Consider the following 14,213-nt stretch of genomic DNA (forward strand, 5'->3'; position numbering starts at 1 on the left):
TCAGCCCGAGTGGTTCCCGGCATCGACCGCCGCTGCCGGGGCCAGCCGCCGGACGAAGTCGAGGCTCGCCCCGAAGATCAGACCGGCGTCGTGGTCCAGCGTGGCCACGTGGAAGCTGCGCTCGAGCAGCAGCTCCGTCACATCGGTCGAGGATATCCGGGCGAGCACCAGCGCCGAGTTGCGCGGCGAGACCACGTGGTCCTGCGGACTGTGCATCAGCAGAACCGGCTGGGTCACCGCCGGCATTCCCCGCTGGACGCCCTCCCACAGCTTCGACAGCGACCAGGCGGCGTGCAGCGGCAGGCGGTCGTAGCCGACCTCGGCGGCGCCGGGCAGCGCGATGTCGCCGGCCACGCCGGGGAGCGAGGGGAGCAGGTGGCGCAGCACCGGCAGGAGCACCGTCGCGGGGTTGTCGGAACGCACCGACGGGTTGACGAGCACCAGTCCGGAGATCCGGTCGCCGTGCTCGGCGGCCAGTTTCAGGGCCAGCGAGCCGCCCATCGACAGCGCGCAGACGAAGACCTGCTCGCAGTCGGCGGCGAGTTCCTCGAAGGCGGCCCCGACGGTCGCGTACCAGTCCTCCCAGCGGGTCGGCTGGAGGTCCTGCCAACGGGTGCCGTGGCCGGGCAGCAGCGGGACGGAGACGGTCAGGCCGGCCTCGGCGAGGTGTTCGGCCCACGGACGCATGGACTGCGGTGAACCGGTGAAACCGTGGACCAGCAGCACACCGACCGGACCGCCCGCGCGGCGGTACGGCTCGGCTCCCGGCAGCAGCGGCATGCAGGACTCCTGGAGGTGCGGGCAGGTGGGGGTGGCTCGATCGTCCCACGGGTGCGATGCGCCGTACAGGGGCCCGGCGCGGGCACCGGCGGTTCGCCGGGTGCACCGGGCGGCAGACGGGGGCATTAGGATCGTCCGGTCCGCACCACAGGAGGCCCCGGTTGTTCTACCGACTGATGAAGATGATCGTCGCCCCGCTGCTGCGGATCTTCTTCCGGCCGTGGATGGAGGGCGAGGAGAACATCCCGGACGAGGGTCCGGCCATCCTCGCCAGCAACCACCTTTCGTTTTCCGACTCGTTCTTCCTGCCGGCGCTGCTCAAGCGCCGGGTGACCTTCATCGCCAAGGCCGAGTACTTCACCACGCCCGGCATCAAGGGCCGGCTGACCGCCGCGTTCTTCAAGGGCGTCGGCCAGCTGCCGGTGGACCGCTCGGGCGCCCGCGGCGCCGGTGAGGCGGCGATCCGCAGCGGCATCGCGGTGGTCGAGCGCGGCGAGCTGTTCGGCGTCTACCCGGAGGGCACCCGCTCGCCCGACGGCAAGCTGTACCGGGGCAAGGTCGGCGGCCTGGCCCGGGTCGCGCTGGCCACCGGCGCGCCGGTGATCCCGGTGGCGATGATCGACACCGAGAAGGTGCAGCCCCCCGGCCAGGTGGTGCCCAACTTCGGCGTCCGGCCCGGCATCCGGATCGGCCGCCCGCTCGACTTCTCGCGCTACCAGGGCATGGAGAACGACCGGTTCATCCTGCGCTCGGTCACCGACGAGGTGATGTACGAGATCATGCGGCTGTCCGGCCAGGAGTACGTGGACATCTACGCGACCGCCGCCAAGCGGCAGCTCGCCGAGGAGAAGAAGGCCGCGGACGCCGACCGCAAGGCGCAGCAGAAGGCCGAGAAGGCGGAGGCGGACGCCGAGGCCAAGGCGGCCAAGGCCCAGGCCGAGGCCGACGCCCAGGCGGACGCCGAGGCCGGTTCGGACGGCAAGGCGGCTGCGGACGGCAAGGCGGCCGCGGACGACGCGAAGAACGCGGACGACGCGAAGGACGCCGGGGCCTGACGGTCCGTCACGAGGGGGGCTCGGGGTGAGCGAGGACCACAGACCCGTCGCGGCGCCGCGGCGCCGGCCGGCCGCGCCGGCCGCGCCGGTGGCGCCCGCCGGGGTGGCGGCGGCGGTGGCGGCCGGCGGGATGTCGGTGGAGCTGCCGCTGTGGCGCGCCATGGGGTACTTCCGGGTGCTCGCACTGGCGTACGCGGTGCTGCGGTACCTCACCGCGTACCGGGAGTTCCTGCACCCGGTGTCCGGCTGGATCTTCCTGGGCGCGCTGTCGCTGTGGACGCTGGCCTCCACCCGGGCGTTCGCCGGGCCGCAGCGGTGCACCTGGCCGGTGCTGGGCACCGACCTGGCCGCGGCCGTCACCGGCATCGTGATGAGCGGGTACATCGACACCCCGGCCCGGATCCACGCGGGCGCGCCGACCCTGCCGACCATCTGGGCGGCCGGCACCGTGCTGGGCTTCGCGGGCAAGGGCGGCTGGCGGCCCGCCGCGTTCGCCGGCGCGGTGATCGGCGCGGCCAACATCCTGGGGCACGGCGGGGTCAGCCCCGACAACCTGCACAACATCGTGCTGCTGCTGCTCGCGGGCTGCGCCATCGGCTACGTGATCGAACTGGCCCGGGCCAGCGAGGCGGTGCTCACCCGGGCGCTCCAGGTGGAGGCCGCCACCCGGGAGCGCGAGCGCCTCTCCCGGGACATCCACGACGGGGTGCTGCAGGTGCTCGCCCTGGTCCACCGCCAGCAGGGCGACGCCGCCGAGCTCGGCCGGCTGGCCGGCGAGCAGGAACGGGCGCTGCGGGCCCTGATGACCGGCGGACGGCTGCCCGAGCAGCCCGAGCCGGGCGGCGAGCAGGACCTGCGCCCGCTGGTCTCCCGGCACGCCGACGAGCGGATCACCGTCGCCGCGCCCGCCACGCCCGTCCTGCTGCCCGCCGCCGCCGCGGCCGAGCTGGCCGCCGCGGTGGCCGCCGCGCTGGACAACGTCCGCCGGCACGCGGGGGAGGCGGCCCGGGCCTGGATCCTGGTCGAGGACGAGCCGGAGGCGGTCACCGTGTCGGTGCGCGACGACGGCCCGGGCTTCCCGGCCGGGCGGCTGGCCGAGGCGCAGCGCGACGGCCGGCTGGGGGTCGCGCAGTCGATCCGCGGCCGGATGCTGGACCTCGGCGGCAGCGCCGAGCTGTACTCGGTGCCCGGCGAGGGCGTCGAGGTGGAACTGCGGTGGCCGAGGAGGGGACATGACGGCTGATCAGCCGGTGCGGGTGATGGTGGTGGACGACCACCCGATGTGGCGCGAGGGCGTGGCCCGGGACCTGGCCGAGGCCGGGTTCGCGGTGGTCGCCACCGCCGGGGACGGCGAGGAGGCGGTCCGCCGGGCCCGGGCCAGCACCCCGCAGGTGGTGGTGCTGGACCTCAACCTGCCGTCGCTGTCCGGCGCCGAGGTGTGCCGCCGGGTGGTGGAGGCCGACCCGGCGGTGCGGGTGCTGGTGCTGTCCGCGAGCGGCGAGCACGGCGACGTGCTGGAGGCGGTGAAGTCCGGCGCGACCGGCTACCTGGTGAAGTCGGCGGGCCGCGAGGAGCTGCTCGACGCGGTGCGCCGCACCGCCGTCGGCGACCCGGTGTTCACCCCGGGCCTGGCGGGCCTGGTGCTCGGCGAGTTCCGCCGCCTCGCCGGCGAGCCCGGTACCCCGGCCGAGCCCGCCGCCCCGCAGCTCACCCCGCGCGAGACCGAGGTGCTGCGGCTGGTCGCCAAGGGCCTGTCCTACCGGCAGATCGCCGACCGCCTGGTGCTCTCGCACCGCACCGTGCAGAACCACGTCCAGAACACCCTGGGCAAGCTGCAGCTGCACAACCGGGTCGAGCTGGTCCGGTACGCGATCGAGCAGGGCCTGGACGAGGAACTCGGCTGATCCGGGCGGGAGTTCAGGCCGAGCAGCGGTCGCCGGCCGAGGTGGTGATCGGCTGGAAGGTGTCGCGGAGCTCCTTGTCGGTGAAGTCGGCCGGGGCGAAGTCGAAGTAGCGGCGCAGGCTGTTCATCCAGTCCGGGGTCTGCAGGTAGTCGTTGATCGCCCTGCGGAGCTGCTCGCAGGCCTTCTGGTGGCCCTTGGGCAGGACCATCATCAGGAACTGGGTCTTGCCGATGTGCGCGTCCCGGGCGACCCGGTAGGCGCGCCGGCCGTTGCTGCCGGAGTTGGCGGCGACGCCCTTGAGGACCAGGTAGTCGGAGAGCACGGCGTCCGCGGTGCCGTCGTCGACCCGGGCCAGGCACTGGGTGAGGTTCTCGCCGTGGACGGGCGGCAGGCCGCCGATCTCGTTCAGCTGGGCCTCGGCGGTGGTGCCGGTCGACACGCACACCCGCAGCGTCCTGAGGTCCTCGGCCTTGCCGACCGTCCGGGTGTCGTCGGCCTTCAGCAGCACGCCGAGCGGGGTCTGCAGGTAGGGGCCGGCCAGGTCGTACTCCTTCTTGAGGTCGTCGCGCTCGGAGACGTCGGCGATCACCAGGTCGGCCTTGTTGTGGTTGGCCTGGCCGTCGAGCAGGGCGTCCTCCCAGTTGGCGGTGGTGACCGGCGTCGCGGTGTAGGTGAGCGGCTTGCCGCCGACCGTGATCGTGCCGGTGACCATGGTGGCCAGGTGCGGTTCGAAGCCGTCGTAGGTGCCTTTGTCGGTGAACTCTGACATGCCGGGCCGGTCGCCCTTGAAGCCGATGTTGATCCGGTCGCTGCCGAACGCGGGCTTGTCGCCGCCGCCGCAGCCGGCCGCGGCCGGGGCGAGCAGGGCGAGGACGACCGCCAGGCGGAGCGGGCGCGGGATGGGCACGGGGGTCTCCTAGCGGGTGAACCGGACGTTCTGGATCTTGACCTGTTGTTCGCAGCCGGCCATGCCGCGCAGCCACAGGTCGAGCGTCATGGTGGTGCGGCCGGGAGGGACGGCGACGGAGACCCGTTTGCCGGGGGCTTGCCAGCCGCTCTCGTCGCCCTGGTCGGTGGTGAGTTGGGCGGTCAGGTCGTGGCAGCTTCCGGTGCCGGGGGCCGGGTCGGCCAGCAGCAGTTGGGCGTCCAGCCGGGTGGCTCCTGCGGGGATGTCCACGGACGCGCTGACCTTGCCGTTCGGCTTGACCGTGGAGCCGGTCCAGATCACCTGCTGCTCCTGCAGGACGGTCGGGCCGTCGGGCAGCAGCAGCACCGTGCCCAGGCCGGCCGCCGCCAGCACGGCCACCGCGGCGGCCGCCAGCACGGCCCGGGGCACCGACCGCGTACCGCGCTCCGGCTCCTTGGGCGGCTGCGGGCCGTGGTGGGACCTCTCCACCGCCTCCCGGGCGTGCTGCGCCAACTCCTGCTCCTGCTGGGCGGCGAGGTCCTCCAGCAGCCGGGTGGGGCTGCCGATCACCAGCGCGTGGGTGGCCAGTTCGACCAGCCGCCGACCGTCCGCCCGGACCGGGGTCACCGGCGGGAAGCACAGCACGCCCGCGATCACCACCAGGTCGGCCCGCTCGCGCACGGTCAGCCCGGGGGCGCCCTGGACCCGGGCCAGGAACGCCACCCAGTCGTTGCGCAGCTGCGCGCCGGTGACGCTGACCAGCCAGTCGTGCAGGTGCCCGATCGCGGCGCCGGGCTGCCCGTGCTCCTCGGCCAGGAAGCGGGCGATCCGGCGGGCGGACACCGACAGTTCGTAGTGCTGGACGTGGACGGGGTACCGGACGGTCTCGGCCAGGTGCTGCTCCAGGTCCGGCAGGACGGGGGCGAGCTCGTGCCAGCCCGACAGGATGCGCTCCAGCAGCTGCCGGGTCTCCCAGGTGCAGCGGTCCATCCTCACTCCTCCGGGTCGACGGCCAGCAGGGCGGCGAGCTCGTCCAGGGCCCGGTGCGGGCCGCACAGTTCGCGGGCCCCGGCGAGCAGGGCGCGCAGGGCCCGGTCGGGGCGGCGGTGGTGCAGGCAGGCCGCGGCGACGGCGCGCAGGTGCACGGCGGCGTGCGCGTGGTACGGCACCCGGATCTCCTCGCCGGGGCCGAGCCGCTCGCCGACCGCCTGGACCAGTTCCAGCCGGGCCGCCGGGTCCTGGAACAGCGCGGGGGCGCCGAGCAGCCGGGCCACCTGGCCGGCCGTCACCGCCGTCAGGGGCGCGGGGGCGGGGGCCAGTTCCGGGGGCAGCAGCGGGAGCAGCGCGGAGAGCGGGGTGAGCCAGCCGCCGGCCGGGCCGCCGCCGTCGGCGGTGGCCTTGACCACGCCGACCACCCGGCCCTGCCGGTCGACCGCCATGCTGCCGCTCAACCCGCGCTGTATCCAGCCCTGTTGGACCCGCAGCCCGAGTCCGGACGGCCCGGCGACGGCCAGCAGCGCCGACTCCGGGCCGACCTCGCCGGTCACCGGGTTGACCGCGAAGCCGTGCACCAGGACGGCGGAGTCGCCCGCCGGGTCGGCGCCGCCCAGTGGCACCGCCGGGGCGCCGGCCAGGCCGGGCGCGGTGAGCAGCGCGAGGTCCGGCTCGGGGTAGGCGGCGGCGCCGGGCCCGGGCTCGGGCGGGAACAGCCGGACGGTGCGCACCGGGTGGGCCGTCCCGCCCTGCCGGGCGGTGAGTTCCGGGCGGCCGTGCACCACGTGCGCGCAGCTGACCAGCAGGCCCGCGCCGAGGTGGAAGCCGCTGCCGAGGAAGGTCCCGGCCGGGTCGGTGAGCCGGACCGCCGCGGCGGGCGCGGTGGACGGGCTCACTCGGCGGCGCGGTCGTCCGGCCGCTTCCAGCTCAGCCGGACCACCAGGCTGGCCTCGCCGCTGGCCTCGGCCAGGACGCCGATCAGCCGGCCGGACTTCATCCCCAGGGTGAGGCCGAACTCCACCTCGAAGCCGTCCGGGTCGCCCGCCTCCCGGGCCGTCTCGCGGGCCCACCGCCCGACCGAGCGCACCGTGCGCCGGACTTCGCCGAGGCTGTGCGCGACGGTGGCGGAGACCGCGCCGGCGTCTCCCGCGGCGCGTTCGGAGCCCGGACGGACGGCGGCGTGCAGGACACTGCCGTCCTCCATGGCGATCTCGACGGTGCCGGGTACGGACGGGTACGTCATGCATCCCCCAACTCATGACTGTGCGGCAGGACATGAATACCAGTCAGGTTCGGCGAGATCCATACCTTTCCGGAACCGGCGGGATCATGCGGCGGGCGGTCGGTTTCAGCCGCCGACGGCCGCGGCGGTGCGCAGCAGGTCGGCGACGATCCGCACCCCCTCCCGGGTGAGCACCGACTCGGGGTGGAACTGCAGCCCGGCGAAGCCCGGCCCGCGCAGCGCGTGCACGTCGCCGGTGCGGGCGTCCCGGGCGAGTTCGACGCCCTCGGCGGCCAGCCGGGCGGCGGCCGCGTCGTCGCAGCGGGCGGTGAAGGTGTTGTAGAAGCCGACGGTGTGCGGGGTGCCGAACAGGTCGATCCGCTCCTGGGCGCCCTGGTAGGGCACGGCCTTGCGGGCCAGCTCCAGGCCGAGCTGCGCGGACAGCAGCTGGTGGCTGAGGCAGACCGCGAGCAGCGGCGCGGTGCGGGTCCCGGTGCGGGCGGCGGCCAGCGCGTCGGCGACGATCGGGCGCAGCAGCGCCATCTTCGGGTCGGCCGGGTCGGCCGGGTCGCCGGGGCCGGGGCCGAGCACCAGCGGGCCGGGGTGGGCGGCGGCCCGCTCGCGCAGGCCGGGGGTGTCGTGGCGGAGCACGGTGACGGTGTGGCCGAGCGAGCGCAGCAGGTGGGCGAGCATCGCGGTGAAGGTGTCCTCGCCGTCGACGATCAGGGCGTCGGCGCCGGGCAGCGGTGCGGCGGGCTGCTGCATCCGCAGCCAGAACGGGGCCAGGCCGGCCCGGCGGGCGTCGAGCGCGGCCTGCACCCGGTGGTCCTCGCCGAGCCGGGGCCGGGCGGCGGTCTGCCGGGCGGAGCGGGCCGGGCGGGCGCCGATCGCGGAGAGCACGCCGGCGGCCTTGGCGTGCGTCTCGGCGACCTCGGAGTGCGGGTCGGAGTGCCGGACCAGGGTGGCGCCGACCCGGACGACCAGCGAGCCGTCGGCGGGGTCGATGTCGGCGGCCCGGATGCAGATCGGCGAGTCCAGCTGCTGGCCGCCGCTGGCGGAGCGGCCGATCAGGGCGAGCGCGCCGGAGTAGTAGCCGCGGCCGCCGCGCTCGTACCGGTCGATGACCCGGGTGGCGTTCTGCACGGGGCTGCCGGTGACGGTGGCCGCGAACATGGTCTCCCGCAGCACCTCGCGGACGTCCAGCGAGGTGCGGCCGCGCAGCTCGTACTCGGTGTGCGCGAGGTGCGACATCTCCTTCAGCCGGGGGCCGAGCACCTGCCCGCCGAGGTCGCCGACCGCGCACATCATCTTCAGCTCCTCGTCGACCACCATGGTGAGCTCCTCCAACTCCTTGGGGTCGTGCAGGAATTCGAGCAGCGACCCGGTGGTCGGGCCGGCGGCCGGATAGCGGTAGGTCCCGGAGATCGGGTTCATCACCACGGTGCCGCCGGACTGCCGGACGTGGACCTCGGGGGAGGCGCCGACCAGCACCCGGTCGCCGGTGTGCACCAGGAAGGTCCAGTACGCGCCGCGCTCGTGCTCCAGCAGGCGGCGGAACAGGGTGAGCGCGGTGGCGGTGGAGTACCCGGCCAGTTCGGCCCGGAAGTCGCGCCGGATCACGAAGTTGGCGCCCTCGCCGCGCCCGATCTCGTCGGAGATCACCCGGCGGACGATCTCCGCGTACTCCTCGTCGTCGATGTCGAACTCCCCGCCGCGCAGCTCCACCGGCGCGTCGGGCAGCGCGGCCAGCACCCCGGCCAGCGGCAGCGCGTACTGCTCGTCGACGGACAGCGCCCGCAGCGGGGTGCCGTCCTGCCGGGCGGCGAAGCCGCGTTCGCGGATCTGCGCGTACGGGACGAGGGCCAGCAGGTCGTGCCGGGGGCCGCCGGCGGGGGCGCCGGCCGGGACGGGCAGGTCGGCCAGCGCCTCGTGGTCGGAGACCTCGCCGATCAGCAGCTCGACGGTGTCGGGGGCCAGCCGGGGGGCGCGGCGGTGCAGCAGGGCGAAGGCCGGGGCGCCGGGGGCGGTGAGCCGGGCGAGCAGGTCGGCGGTGGTGGTGGTCACGACTGCGGTGTTCCTTCCGGGAGGTTGCTGCGGGGGTTCCGCCGCCTCCGGGAGGCCGTGACGCTGCACACACACGTCGACGGCCGCCCCGGAGGGCGGCCGTCGTTCGTCGTCAGGGACGCGCGATCAGTGGGCCGCCCAACGGGCTGGCCCACCACCAGGAGAAGGTGTGCGTCGCGGTCACGGAGCCGACCTTAGCCCACCGGCGGGCGGCGGCGGGAGGGATCGGCCGGATGTCCACGAGCTGTCTCACCCACCGGGCGGCATCCCCAATCCGGTTGTGCCACCCCGTAGCCTTGCCCTGTGACCGTGACTAACCACTCCTGGCAGTCCCTGCCCGCGGCGCAGCAGCCTGAATGGCCGGACCAAGAGGCTCTGCGCAAGACCCTTGCCGAGCTCGCCTCCTATCCGCCCCTCGTCTTCGCCGGCGAGTGCGACCAGCTGCGCGCCCGGCTCGCGGCCGTCGCGCGTGGTGAGGCGTTCCTGCTCCAGGGCGGCGACTGCGCCGAGGCGTTCGACGCCGTGTCGGCCGACCAGATCCGCAACAAGCTGAAGACCCTGCTGCAGATGGCGGCGGTGCTCACCTACGCGGCGTCCGTGCCGGTGGTGAAGGTCGGTCGGATCGCCGGCCAGTACTCCAAGCCCCGCTCGAAGAGCACCGAGACCCGCGACGGCGTCACCCTGCCGACCTACCGCGGCGACTCGGTGAACGGCTTCGAGTTCACCGCCGAGGCCCGGATCCCGGACCCGGAGCGCCTGAAGCGGATGTACAACGCCTCCGCGGCGACGCTCAACCTGGTGCGCGCCTTCACCACCGGCGGCTACGCCGACCTGCGCCAGGTGCACGCCTGGAACCAGGACTTCGTGCGCAACTCCCCGGCGGGGCAGCGCTACGAGCAGCTGGCCCGGGAGATCGACCAGGCGCTGGCCTTCATGAACGCCTGCGGGGTGGCCCCGGAGGAGTTCAAGACGGTCGAGTTCTTCTCCTCGCACGAGGCGCTGATCCTGGACTACGAGACGGCGCTGACCCGCACCGACTCGCGCACCGGCGAGCTGTACGACGTCTCCGGCCACATGGTGTGGATCGGCGAGCGCACCCGGCAGCTGGACCACGCGCACATCGAGTTCGCGTCCAAGATCCGCAACCCGATCGGCGTCAAGCTCGGCCCGACCACCACGGTGGACGACGCGCTGACCCTGATCGACCGGCTCGACCCGGAGCGCGAGCCCGGCCGCCTCACCTTCATCACCCGGATGGGCGCGGGCAAGATCCGCGACCACCTGCCCACCCTGGTGGAGAAGGTCACCGCGTCCGGCGCCCAGGTCGTGTGGATCACCGACCCGATGCACGGCAACACCTACGAGGCCTCCAGCGGCCACAAGACCCGCAAGTTCGACGACGTGCTGGACGAGGTCCGGGGCTTCTTCGAGGTGCACCGCGCGCTCGGCACCCACCCGGGCGGCATCCACGTCGAGCTGACCGGCGACGACGTCACCGAGTGCGTCGGCGGCGGCGACGAGGTGCTGGTCGACGACCTGCACCAGCGCTACGAGACGGCCTGCGACCCGCGGCTCAACCGCAGCCAGTCGCTGGACCTGGCGTTCCTGGTCGCCGAGATGTACCGCGGCCAGTGAGGCCGTAGCGGCAGATGTGACGAAGGCCCCTCCGTTTCCGGGCGATCCGGTGCGGAGGGGCCTTCTTCGTACCCGGAGCGCCAGGTAAGGTAAGGCTCAGTACACCGCACCGAACGTGGAAGGGGCCGCACATGTACGTGTGCATGTGCCATGCGGTCACCGAGGCCCAGGTCAAGCAGAAGATCGACGAGGGGGCCAGCACCCCGCGCCAGATAGCCCAGGGCTGCAGGGCCGGCACCGACTGCGGTTCCTGCGTGCGGCGCATCCAGGCGCTGCTCGGCGAGCACGGCGCCCGCCCCTGCCCCACCGCCCGGCTGGCCGAGCGCCTCGGCCTGGCCGATCCGGGGGCCGCCCCGCAGGGCGCCCCCAGGGCCGCCTGACGCAGGGCTCTGCGCCCGGCGCGGTTGCGCGCCCGGCGCCCGGCTCAGCTGCTCTCGGCTCAGCTGCTCTCGGGCTGCTCGATCAGCTGCGCGATGTAGAGCGCCTCGCCGAGCTTGTCCAGCAGCTCCAGCTGGGTGTCCAGGTAGTCGATGTGGTGCTCCTCGTCGGCGAGGATCGACTCGAAGATGTTCGCCGAGGTGACGTCGTTCTTGGCGCGCATCACCACGATCCCGCGGCGCAGCCGGTCGATCGCCTCGACCTCGACCTGCCGGTCGGCCTCGAACATCTCCTTGACGGTCTGCCCGATCCGGACGTGGAACAGCCGCTGGTAGTTCGGCAGGCCGTCCAGGAAGAGGATCCGGTCGGTCAGCACCTCGGCGTGCTTCATCTCGTCGAAGGACTCGTGCCGGGTGTACTTGGCGAGCTTGGTCCAGCCGAAGTTCTCCTGCATCTTCGCGTGCAGGAAGTACTGGTTGATGGCGGTGAGTTCGGCGGTCAACTGCTCGTTGAGGAACTCGATGACCTCGGGATCGCCCTGCATGGCCTGCCTTCCTGTGCGCATTCCGGTCGCTGTCCGGATGCCCCGCATCGTGGCAGTTGAACGGGTGCGCTTCCAGTAAGTTCACGCTTACAGGCGCGCTCGCGGGCGGTATTTCCACCCGCCCCGCACCGCGCTGACCTGCGGTGACGTCGGAGCGATTAGGCCGTTCGGCGGTATCTGGCCCGAACGCGCGCGCGGATTCGCGGTGCGGCTCCCCCCTCCGGCGGTCGGATTTCCGCCGGGGGCGCGCGGCGGGGGCGCGCGCGATTCGCCGTCCGCCGTCTGTCACCATGGAGGCATGGGTCAGCACCGATCGGAACCGCAGCCGCCGACTGACCCGAGGCTCCCCCCGGGGCAGCGCCCGCAGCGCGGCTGGCCGGTCCTGCACTACGGGCCGGTGCCCCGGTTCAAGCCGGAGAGCTGGGACTTCCAGGTGTTCGGGGCCACCGCCGACGCGGAGAAGGCCAGTTGGGACTTCACCGCCTTCCACGCGCTGCCCAAGACCACCGTCCGCGGCGACTTCCACTGCGTCACCAAGTTCTCGATGCTCGGCAACGAGTGGACCGGCGTCGCCGCGAGGACCGTGCTCGACCTCGTCCCGCCCGACCCGACCGTCACCCACGTGATGGTCTGGGCCGAGTACGGCTACAGCGCCAACCTGCGGCTCGCCGACTTCGCCGACCCGGCCACCGTCTTCGCCACCCACCACGACGGCCGCCCGCTCACCCTCGAACACGGCTTCCCGGTCCGCCTGGTGGTGCCCCACCTGTACGCCTGGAAGGGCCCCAAGTGGGTGCGCGCCGTCGAGTACATGCGGGCCGACCGGCGCGGCTTCTGGGAGGAGCGCGGCTATCACAACCTGGCCGACCCGTGGCGCGAGCAGCGCTACTCCTACCAGGAGCAGCCCGGGGACGGCCCGCTGCGCTGAGAGCGGCGCCCCGGAGCGGCTGCGCCCCGGAGCGGCTGCGCCCGGGACGGCTGCGCCCGGGACGGCTAGAACAGGCTGACGGTGATCGTCACGGTGCTGCCCTGCCGGGCCGGGGTGGCCGCCTGCGGGGACTGGCCGGTGACCTTGCCGATCGGGATCAGCCCGGCGACCTGCGGCACGAACCCGGCGTCCTGGATCGCCTTGGTCGCGTCCTCCTTGCTCATCCCGCCGACGTCCGGCACGAGGTGCATGCCCTGCGAGACGGTCAGCGCCACCGGCGAGTTCGGCGACAGGGCGGCACCCGCCGACGGCTCGGTGGAGATCACCGAGCCCTTCGGCACGGTGTCGCTGAACTCCTCGGTGGTCCCGCCCGCCACCAGCCGGGCCCCGCCCAGCGCCTTGGTGGCGTCCGCCAGCGGACGGCCCGCCAGGTCCGGCACCTGGACCCGCTCCGGGCCGCGCGAGAGCACCACCTTCACCGCGTCGCTCTTGCGGACCCGGACGCCCACCCCCGGATCGGTGGAGATCACCCGGCCGGCCTGCACCGACTCGCTGAACTGCTCGCTGAACGCCCCGTGCAGGCCCTGCCCGTCCAGCGTCGCCGACGCCTGCTCCCGGCTCTGCCCCAGCACGCTCGGCACCGTCGCGTACACCGCGCTGGACAGCGCGTACGTCACCCCGCCGACCAGCAGCAGCAGCGCCACCAGCACCGCCGACCAGACCACCGGCCGGCGGCCGGGGCCCCGGCGGCGGGCCCGGTCCGGGCGGCCGCGCGGCGGGTCGTCGTTCACCACCGGGCGCACCGGCGGCAGCAGCTCCGGCGGGACCTCCAGCACGCTGGTGCGCTCCAGCGCCGGGACCTTCTCGATCACCGCGGTGGCCTCGCCCGGGCCGTAGCGCGGGGTGGGCCGGGTCGAGGCGGGCGGCTCGGCGTCCAGCTGCGCGGCGGGCAGCGAGCGGCGGACCCGCTGCACCGAGGCCAGCAGCTCCACCGCGTCCCACGGGCGGGCCTGCGGGTCGCGGGCGGTCGCGGCGGCCACTATCGCGTCCAGCTCCGGGCCCACCGCGGGGGCGGTGCGGGACGGCGGCGGGACGTCCTCGTGCAGGTGCCGGTACATCACCTGGGCGGCGTTCTCCCCGGTGTGCGGCTTGCCGCCGGTCAGCATCTCGTACAGCAGGATGCCCGTCGCGTAGACGTCCACCCGCTGGTCGGTGGGCTCCTGGCGGATCTGCTCCGGCGCCAGGTAGGAGACGGTGCCCAGCAGCTGCCCGGTCTCGGTGGTCGAGGCGGCCGTCGAGTCGGCGCCCGCCAGCACCCGGACCAGGCCGAAGTCGGCGACCTTCACCATGCCGGTGTCGGTGATCAGCACGTTCTCCGGCTTGACGTCCCGGTGCACCAGCCCGGCCCGGTGCGCCGCGCCGAGCGCCGCCAGCACCGGCTCCAGCACGTCCAGCGCGGCCCGCACCGACAGCGCCCCGCGGTCGCGCAGCACGTCGCGCAGGTTGCGGCCGGGGACGTACTCCATCGCCATGAACACCGCCCGCGGGTCGGCGCCCTGGTCCAGAACGTTCACCACGTTCGGGTGCGCGAGCCGGGCCACCGCCTTCGCCTCGCGGATGAAGCGGGCCGTGAACTCGTCGTCCCCCGCCAGCGAGGGGTGCATCACCTTCAGCGCCACGGTGCGGTCCAGCCGGGTGTCGGTGCCCCGGTAGACGGTCGACATGCCGCCCACCGCGATCCGCTGCTCGACCCGGTACCGGCCGTCGAGGAGCACGCCGTGCAGGGGATCGTCGAGGGTCATG

General features: G+C 74.0%; 14 protein-coding genes. 6 read left to right on the plus strand and 8 right to left on the minus strand.

Annotated features, from left to right (window positions below; all coding sequences use genetic code 11):
• Positions 1 to 780 (minus strand): alpha/beta hydrolase, encoded by a 780-nt coding sequence (locus EDD39_RS15155; protein ID WP_123556404.1) that lies wholly within the window; start codon positions 778 to 780, stop codon positions 1 to 3.
• A gap of 176 nt (positions 781 to 956) precedes the next feature.
• Here EDD39_RS15155 and EDD39_RS15160 point away from each other — a divergent pair, with 176 nt between their 5' ends.
• From EDD39_RS15160 to EDD39_RS15170, 3 genes are all read left to right on the plus strand, one after another.
• Complete coding sequence (locus tag EDD39_RS15160; protein WP_123560457.1) at positions 957 to 1,835, plus strand: lysophospholipid acyltransferase family protein; 879 nt, start codon at positions 957 to 959, stop codon at positions 1,833 to 1,835.
• 130 nt (positions 1,836 to 1,965) lie between these two features.
• Positions 1,966 to 3,078, plus strand: coding sequence for a MacS family sensor histidine kinase (gene macS / locus EDD39_RS15165; RefSeq protein ID WP_123560459.1), 1,113 nt, complete (start codon positions 1,966 to 1,968; stop codon positions 3,076 to 3,078).
• Positions 3,068 to 3,739 carry a response regulator gene (locus EDD39_RS15170; RefSeq protein ID WP_030461003.1) on the plus strand — a complete coding sequence of 224 codons (672 nt, stop codon included), beginning with the start codon at positions 3,068 to 3,070 and terminating at the stop codon, positions 3,737 to 3,739. Before macS ends, EDD39_RS15170 begins: the two co-directional genes overlap by 11 nt.
• A gap of 13 nt (positions 3,740 to 3,752) precedes the next feature.
• On the opposite strand, the gene EDD39_RS15175 is transcribed toward EDD39_RS15170, so the two are convergent.
• The 5 genes from EDD39_RS15175 to EDD39_RS15190 form a co-directional block, all read right to left on the minus strand.
• Positions 3,753 to 4,646 (minus strand): substrate-binding periplasmic protein, encoded by an 894-nt coding sequence (locus EDD39_RS15175; protein ID WP_123556406.1) that lies wholly within the window; start codon positions 4,644 to 4,646, stop codon positions 3,753 to 3,755.
• 9 nt (positions 4,647 to 4,655) lie between these two features.
• The gene (locus EDD39_RS15180; protein ID WP_123556408.1) at positions 4,656 to 5,636 is read right to left on the minus strand and encodes a hypothetical protein; all 981 of its coding nucleotides are present in this window, start codon (positions 5,634 to 5,636) and stop codon (positions 4,656 to 4,658) included.
• A 2-nt stretch (positions 5,637 to 5,638) separates the two neighbouring features.
• Positions 5,639 to 6,535, minus strand: coding sequence for a S1 family peptidase (locus EDD39_RS15185; RefSeq protein ID WP_162870029.1), 897 nt, complete (start codon positions 6,533 to 6,535; stop codon positions 5,639 to 5,641).
• A complete protein-coding gene (locus EDD39_RS39580; protein WP_162870030.1) occupies positions 6,532 to 6,882 on the minus strand; it encodes a CU044_2847 family protein in 351 nt (116 codons plus the stop codon). The genes EDD39_RS15185 and EDD39_RS39580 overlap by 4 nt, the downstream gene beginning before the upstream one ends.
• Before the next feature lie 105 nt (positions 6,883 to 6,987).
• The gene (locus EDD39_RS15190) at positions 6,988 to 8,925 is read right to left on the minus strand and encodes an anthranilate synthase family protein (protein ID WP_123556412.1); all 1,938 of its coding nucleotides are present in this window, start codon (positions 8,923 to 8,925) and stop codon (positions 6,988 to 6,990) included.
• Between the two features lie 303 nt (positions 8,926 to 9,228).
• On the opposite strand from EDD39_RS15190, the gene EDD39_RS15195 reads away from it, so the two are divergent.
• Together EDD39_RS15195 and EDD39_RS15200 are read left to right on the plus strand one after the other, a co-directional pair.
• Entirely contained in the window at positions 9,229 to 10,560 is a 1,332-nt protein-coding gene (locus EDD39_RS15195; RefSeq protein ID WP_123556415.1) for a class II 3-deoxy-7-phosphoheptulonate synthase, read from the plus strand.
• 131 nt (positions 10,561 to 10,691) lie between these two features.
• A complete protein-coding gene (locus EDD39_RS15200) occupies positions 10,692 to 10,940 on the plus strand; it encodes a (2Fe-2S)-binding protein (protein WP_123556417.1) in 249 nt (82 codons plus the stop codon).
• Positions 10,941 to 10,999: 59 nt separating this feature from the next.
• On the opposite strand, the gene bfr is transcribed toward EDD39_RS15200, so the two are convergent.
• Positions 11,000 to 11,482, minus strand: coding sequence for a bacterioferritin (gene bfr, locus EDD39_RS15205; RefSeq protein ID WP_030461011.1), 483 nt, complete (start codon positions 11,480 to 11,482; stop codon positions 11,000 to 11,002).
• A 298-nt stretch (positions 11,483 to 11,780) separates the two neighbouring features.
• On the opposite strand from bfr, the gene EDD39_RS15210 reads away from it, so the two are divergent.
• Positions 11,781 to 12,410, plus strand: coding sequence for a sulfite oxidase-like oxidoreductase (locus tag EDD39_RS15210; protein ID WP_123556419.1), 630 nt, complete (start codon positions 11,781 to 11,783; stop codon positions 12,408 to 12,410).
• Between the two features lie 65 nt (positions 12,411 to 12,475).
• Here the strand turns inward: EDD39_RS15210 and pknB are convergent, their stop codons facing one another.
• Positions 12,476 to 14,212: a Stk1 family PASTA domain-containing Ser/Thr kinase gene (gene pknB, locus EDD39_RS15215; protein ID WP_123556421.1), complete on the minus strand. Its 1,737-nt coding sequence runs from the start codon at positions 14,210 to 14,212 to the stop codon at positions 12,476 to 12,478.
• Between the last annotated feature and the right edge of the window lies 1 nt (position 14,213).

Source organism: Kitasatospora cineracea, assembly GCF_003751605.1.
In the GTDB taxonomy this organism is placed as follows: domain Bacteria; phylum Actinomycetota; class Actinomycetes; order Streptomycetales; family Streptomycetaceae; genus Kitasatospora; species Kitasatospora cineracea.

Bases quoted from the DNA above. Each gene is read 5' to 3' on its own strand.
- EDD39_RS15155 (WP_123556404.1), bottom strand. From the start codon at position 780: ATGCCGCTGCTGCCGGGAGCCGAGCCGTACCGCCGCGCGGGCGGTCCG.
- EDD39_RS15160 (WP_123560457.1), top strand. From the start codon at position 957: ATGAAGATGATCGTCGCCCCGCTGCTGCGGATCTTCTTCCGGCCGTGG.
- macS (WP_123560459.1), top strand. From the start codon at position 1,966: ATGTCGGTGGAGCTGCCGCTGTGGCGCGCCATGGGGTACTTCCGGGTG.
- EDD39_RS15170 (WP_030461003.1), top strand. From the start codon at position 3,068: ATGACGGCTGATCAGCCGGTGCGGGTGATGGTGGTGGACGACCACCCG.
- EDD39_RS15180 (WP_123556408.1), bottom strand. From the start codon at position 5,636: ATGGACCGCTGCACCTGGGAGACCCGGCAGCTGCTGGAGCGCATCCTG.
- EDD39_RS39580 (WP_162870030.1), bottom strand. From the start codon at position 6,882: ATGACGTACCCGTCCGTACCCGGCACCGTCGAGATCGCCATGGAGGAC.
- EDD39_RS15200 (WP_123556417.1), top strand. From the start codon at position 10,692: ATGTACGTGTGCATGTGCCATGCGGTCACCGAGGCCCAGGTCAAGCAG.
- bfr (WP_030461011.1), bottom strand. From the start codon at position 11,482: ATGCAGGGCGATCCCGAGGTCATCGAGTTCCTCAACGAGCAGTTGACC.
- EDD39_RS15210 (WP_123556419.1), top strand. From the start codon at position 11,781: ATGGGTCAGCACCGATCGGAACCGCAGCCGCCGACTGACCCGAGGCTC.
- pknB (WP_123556421.1), bottom strand. From the start codon at position 14,212: ATGACCCTCGACGATCCCCTGCACGGCGTGCTCCTCGACGGCCGGTAC.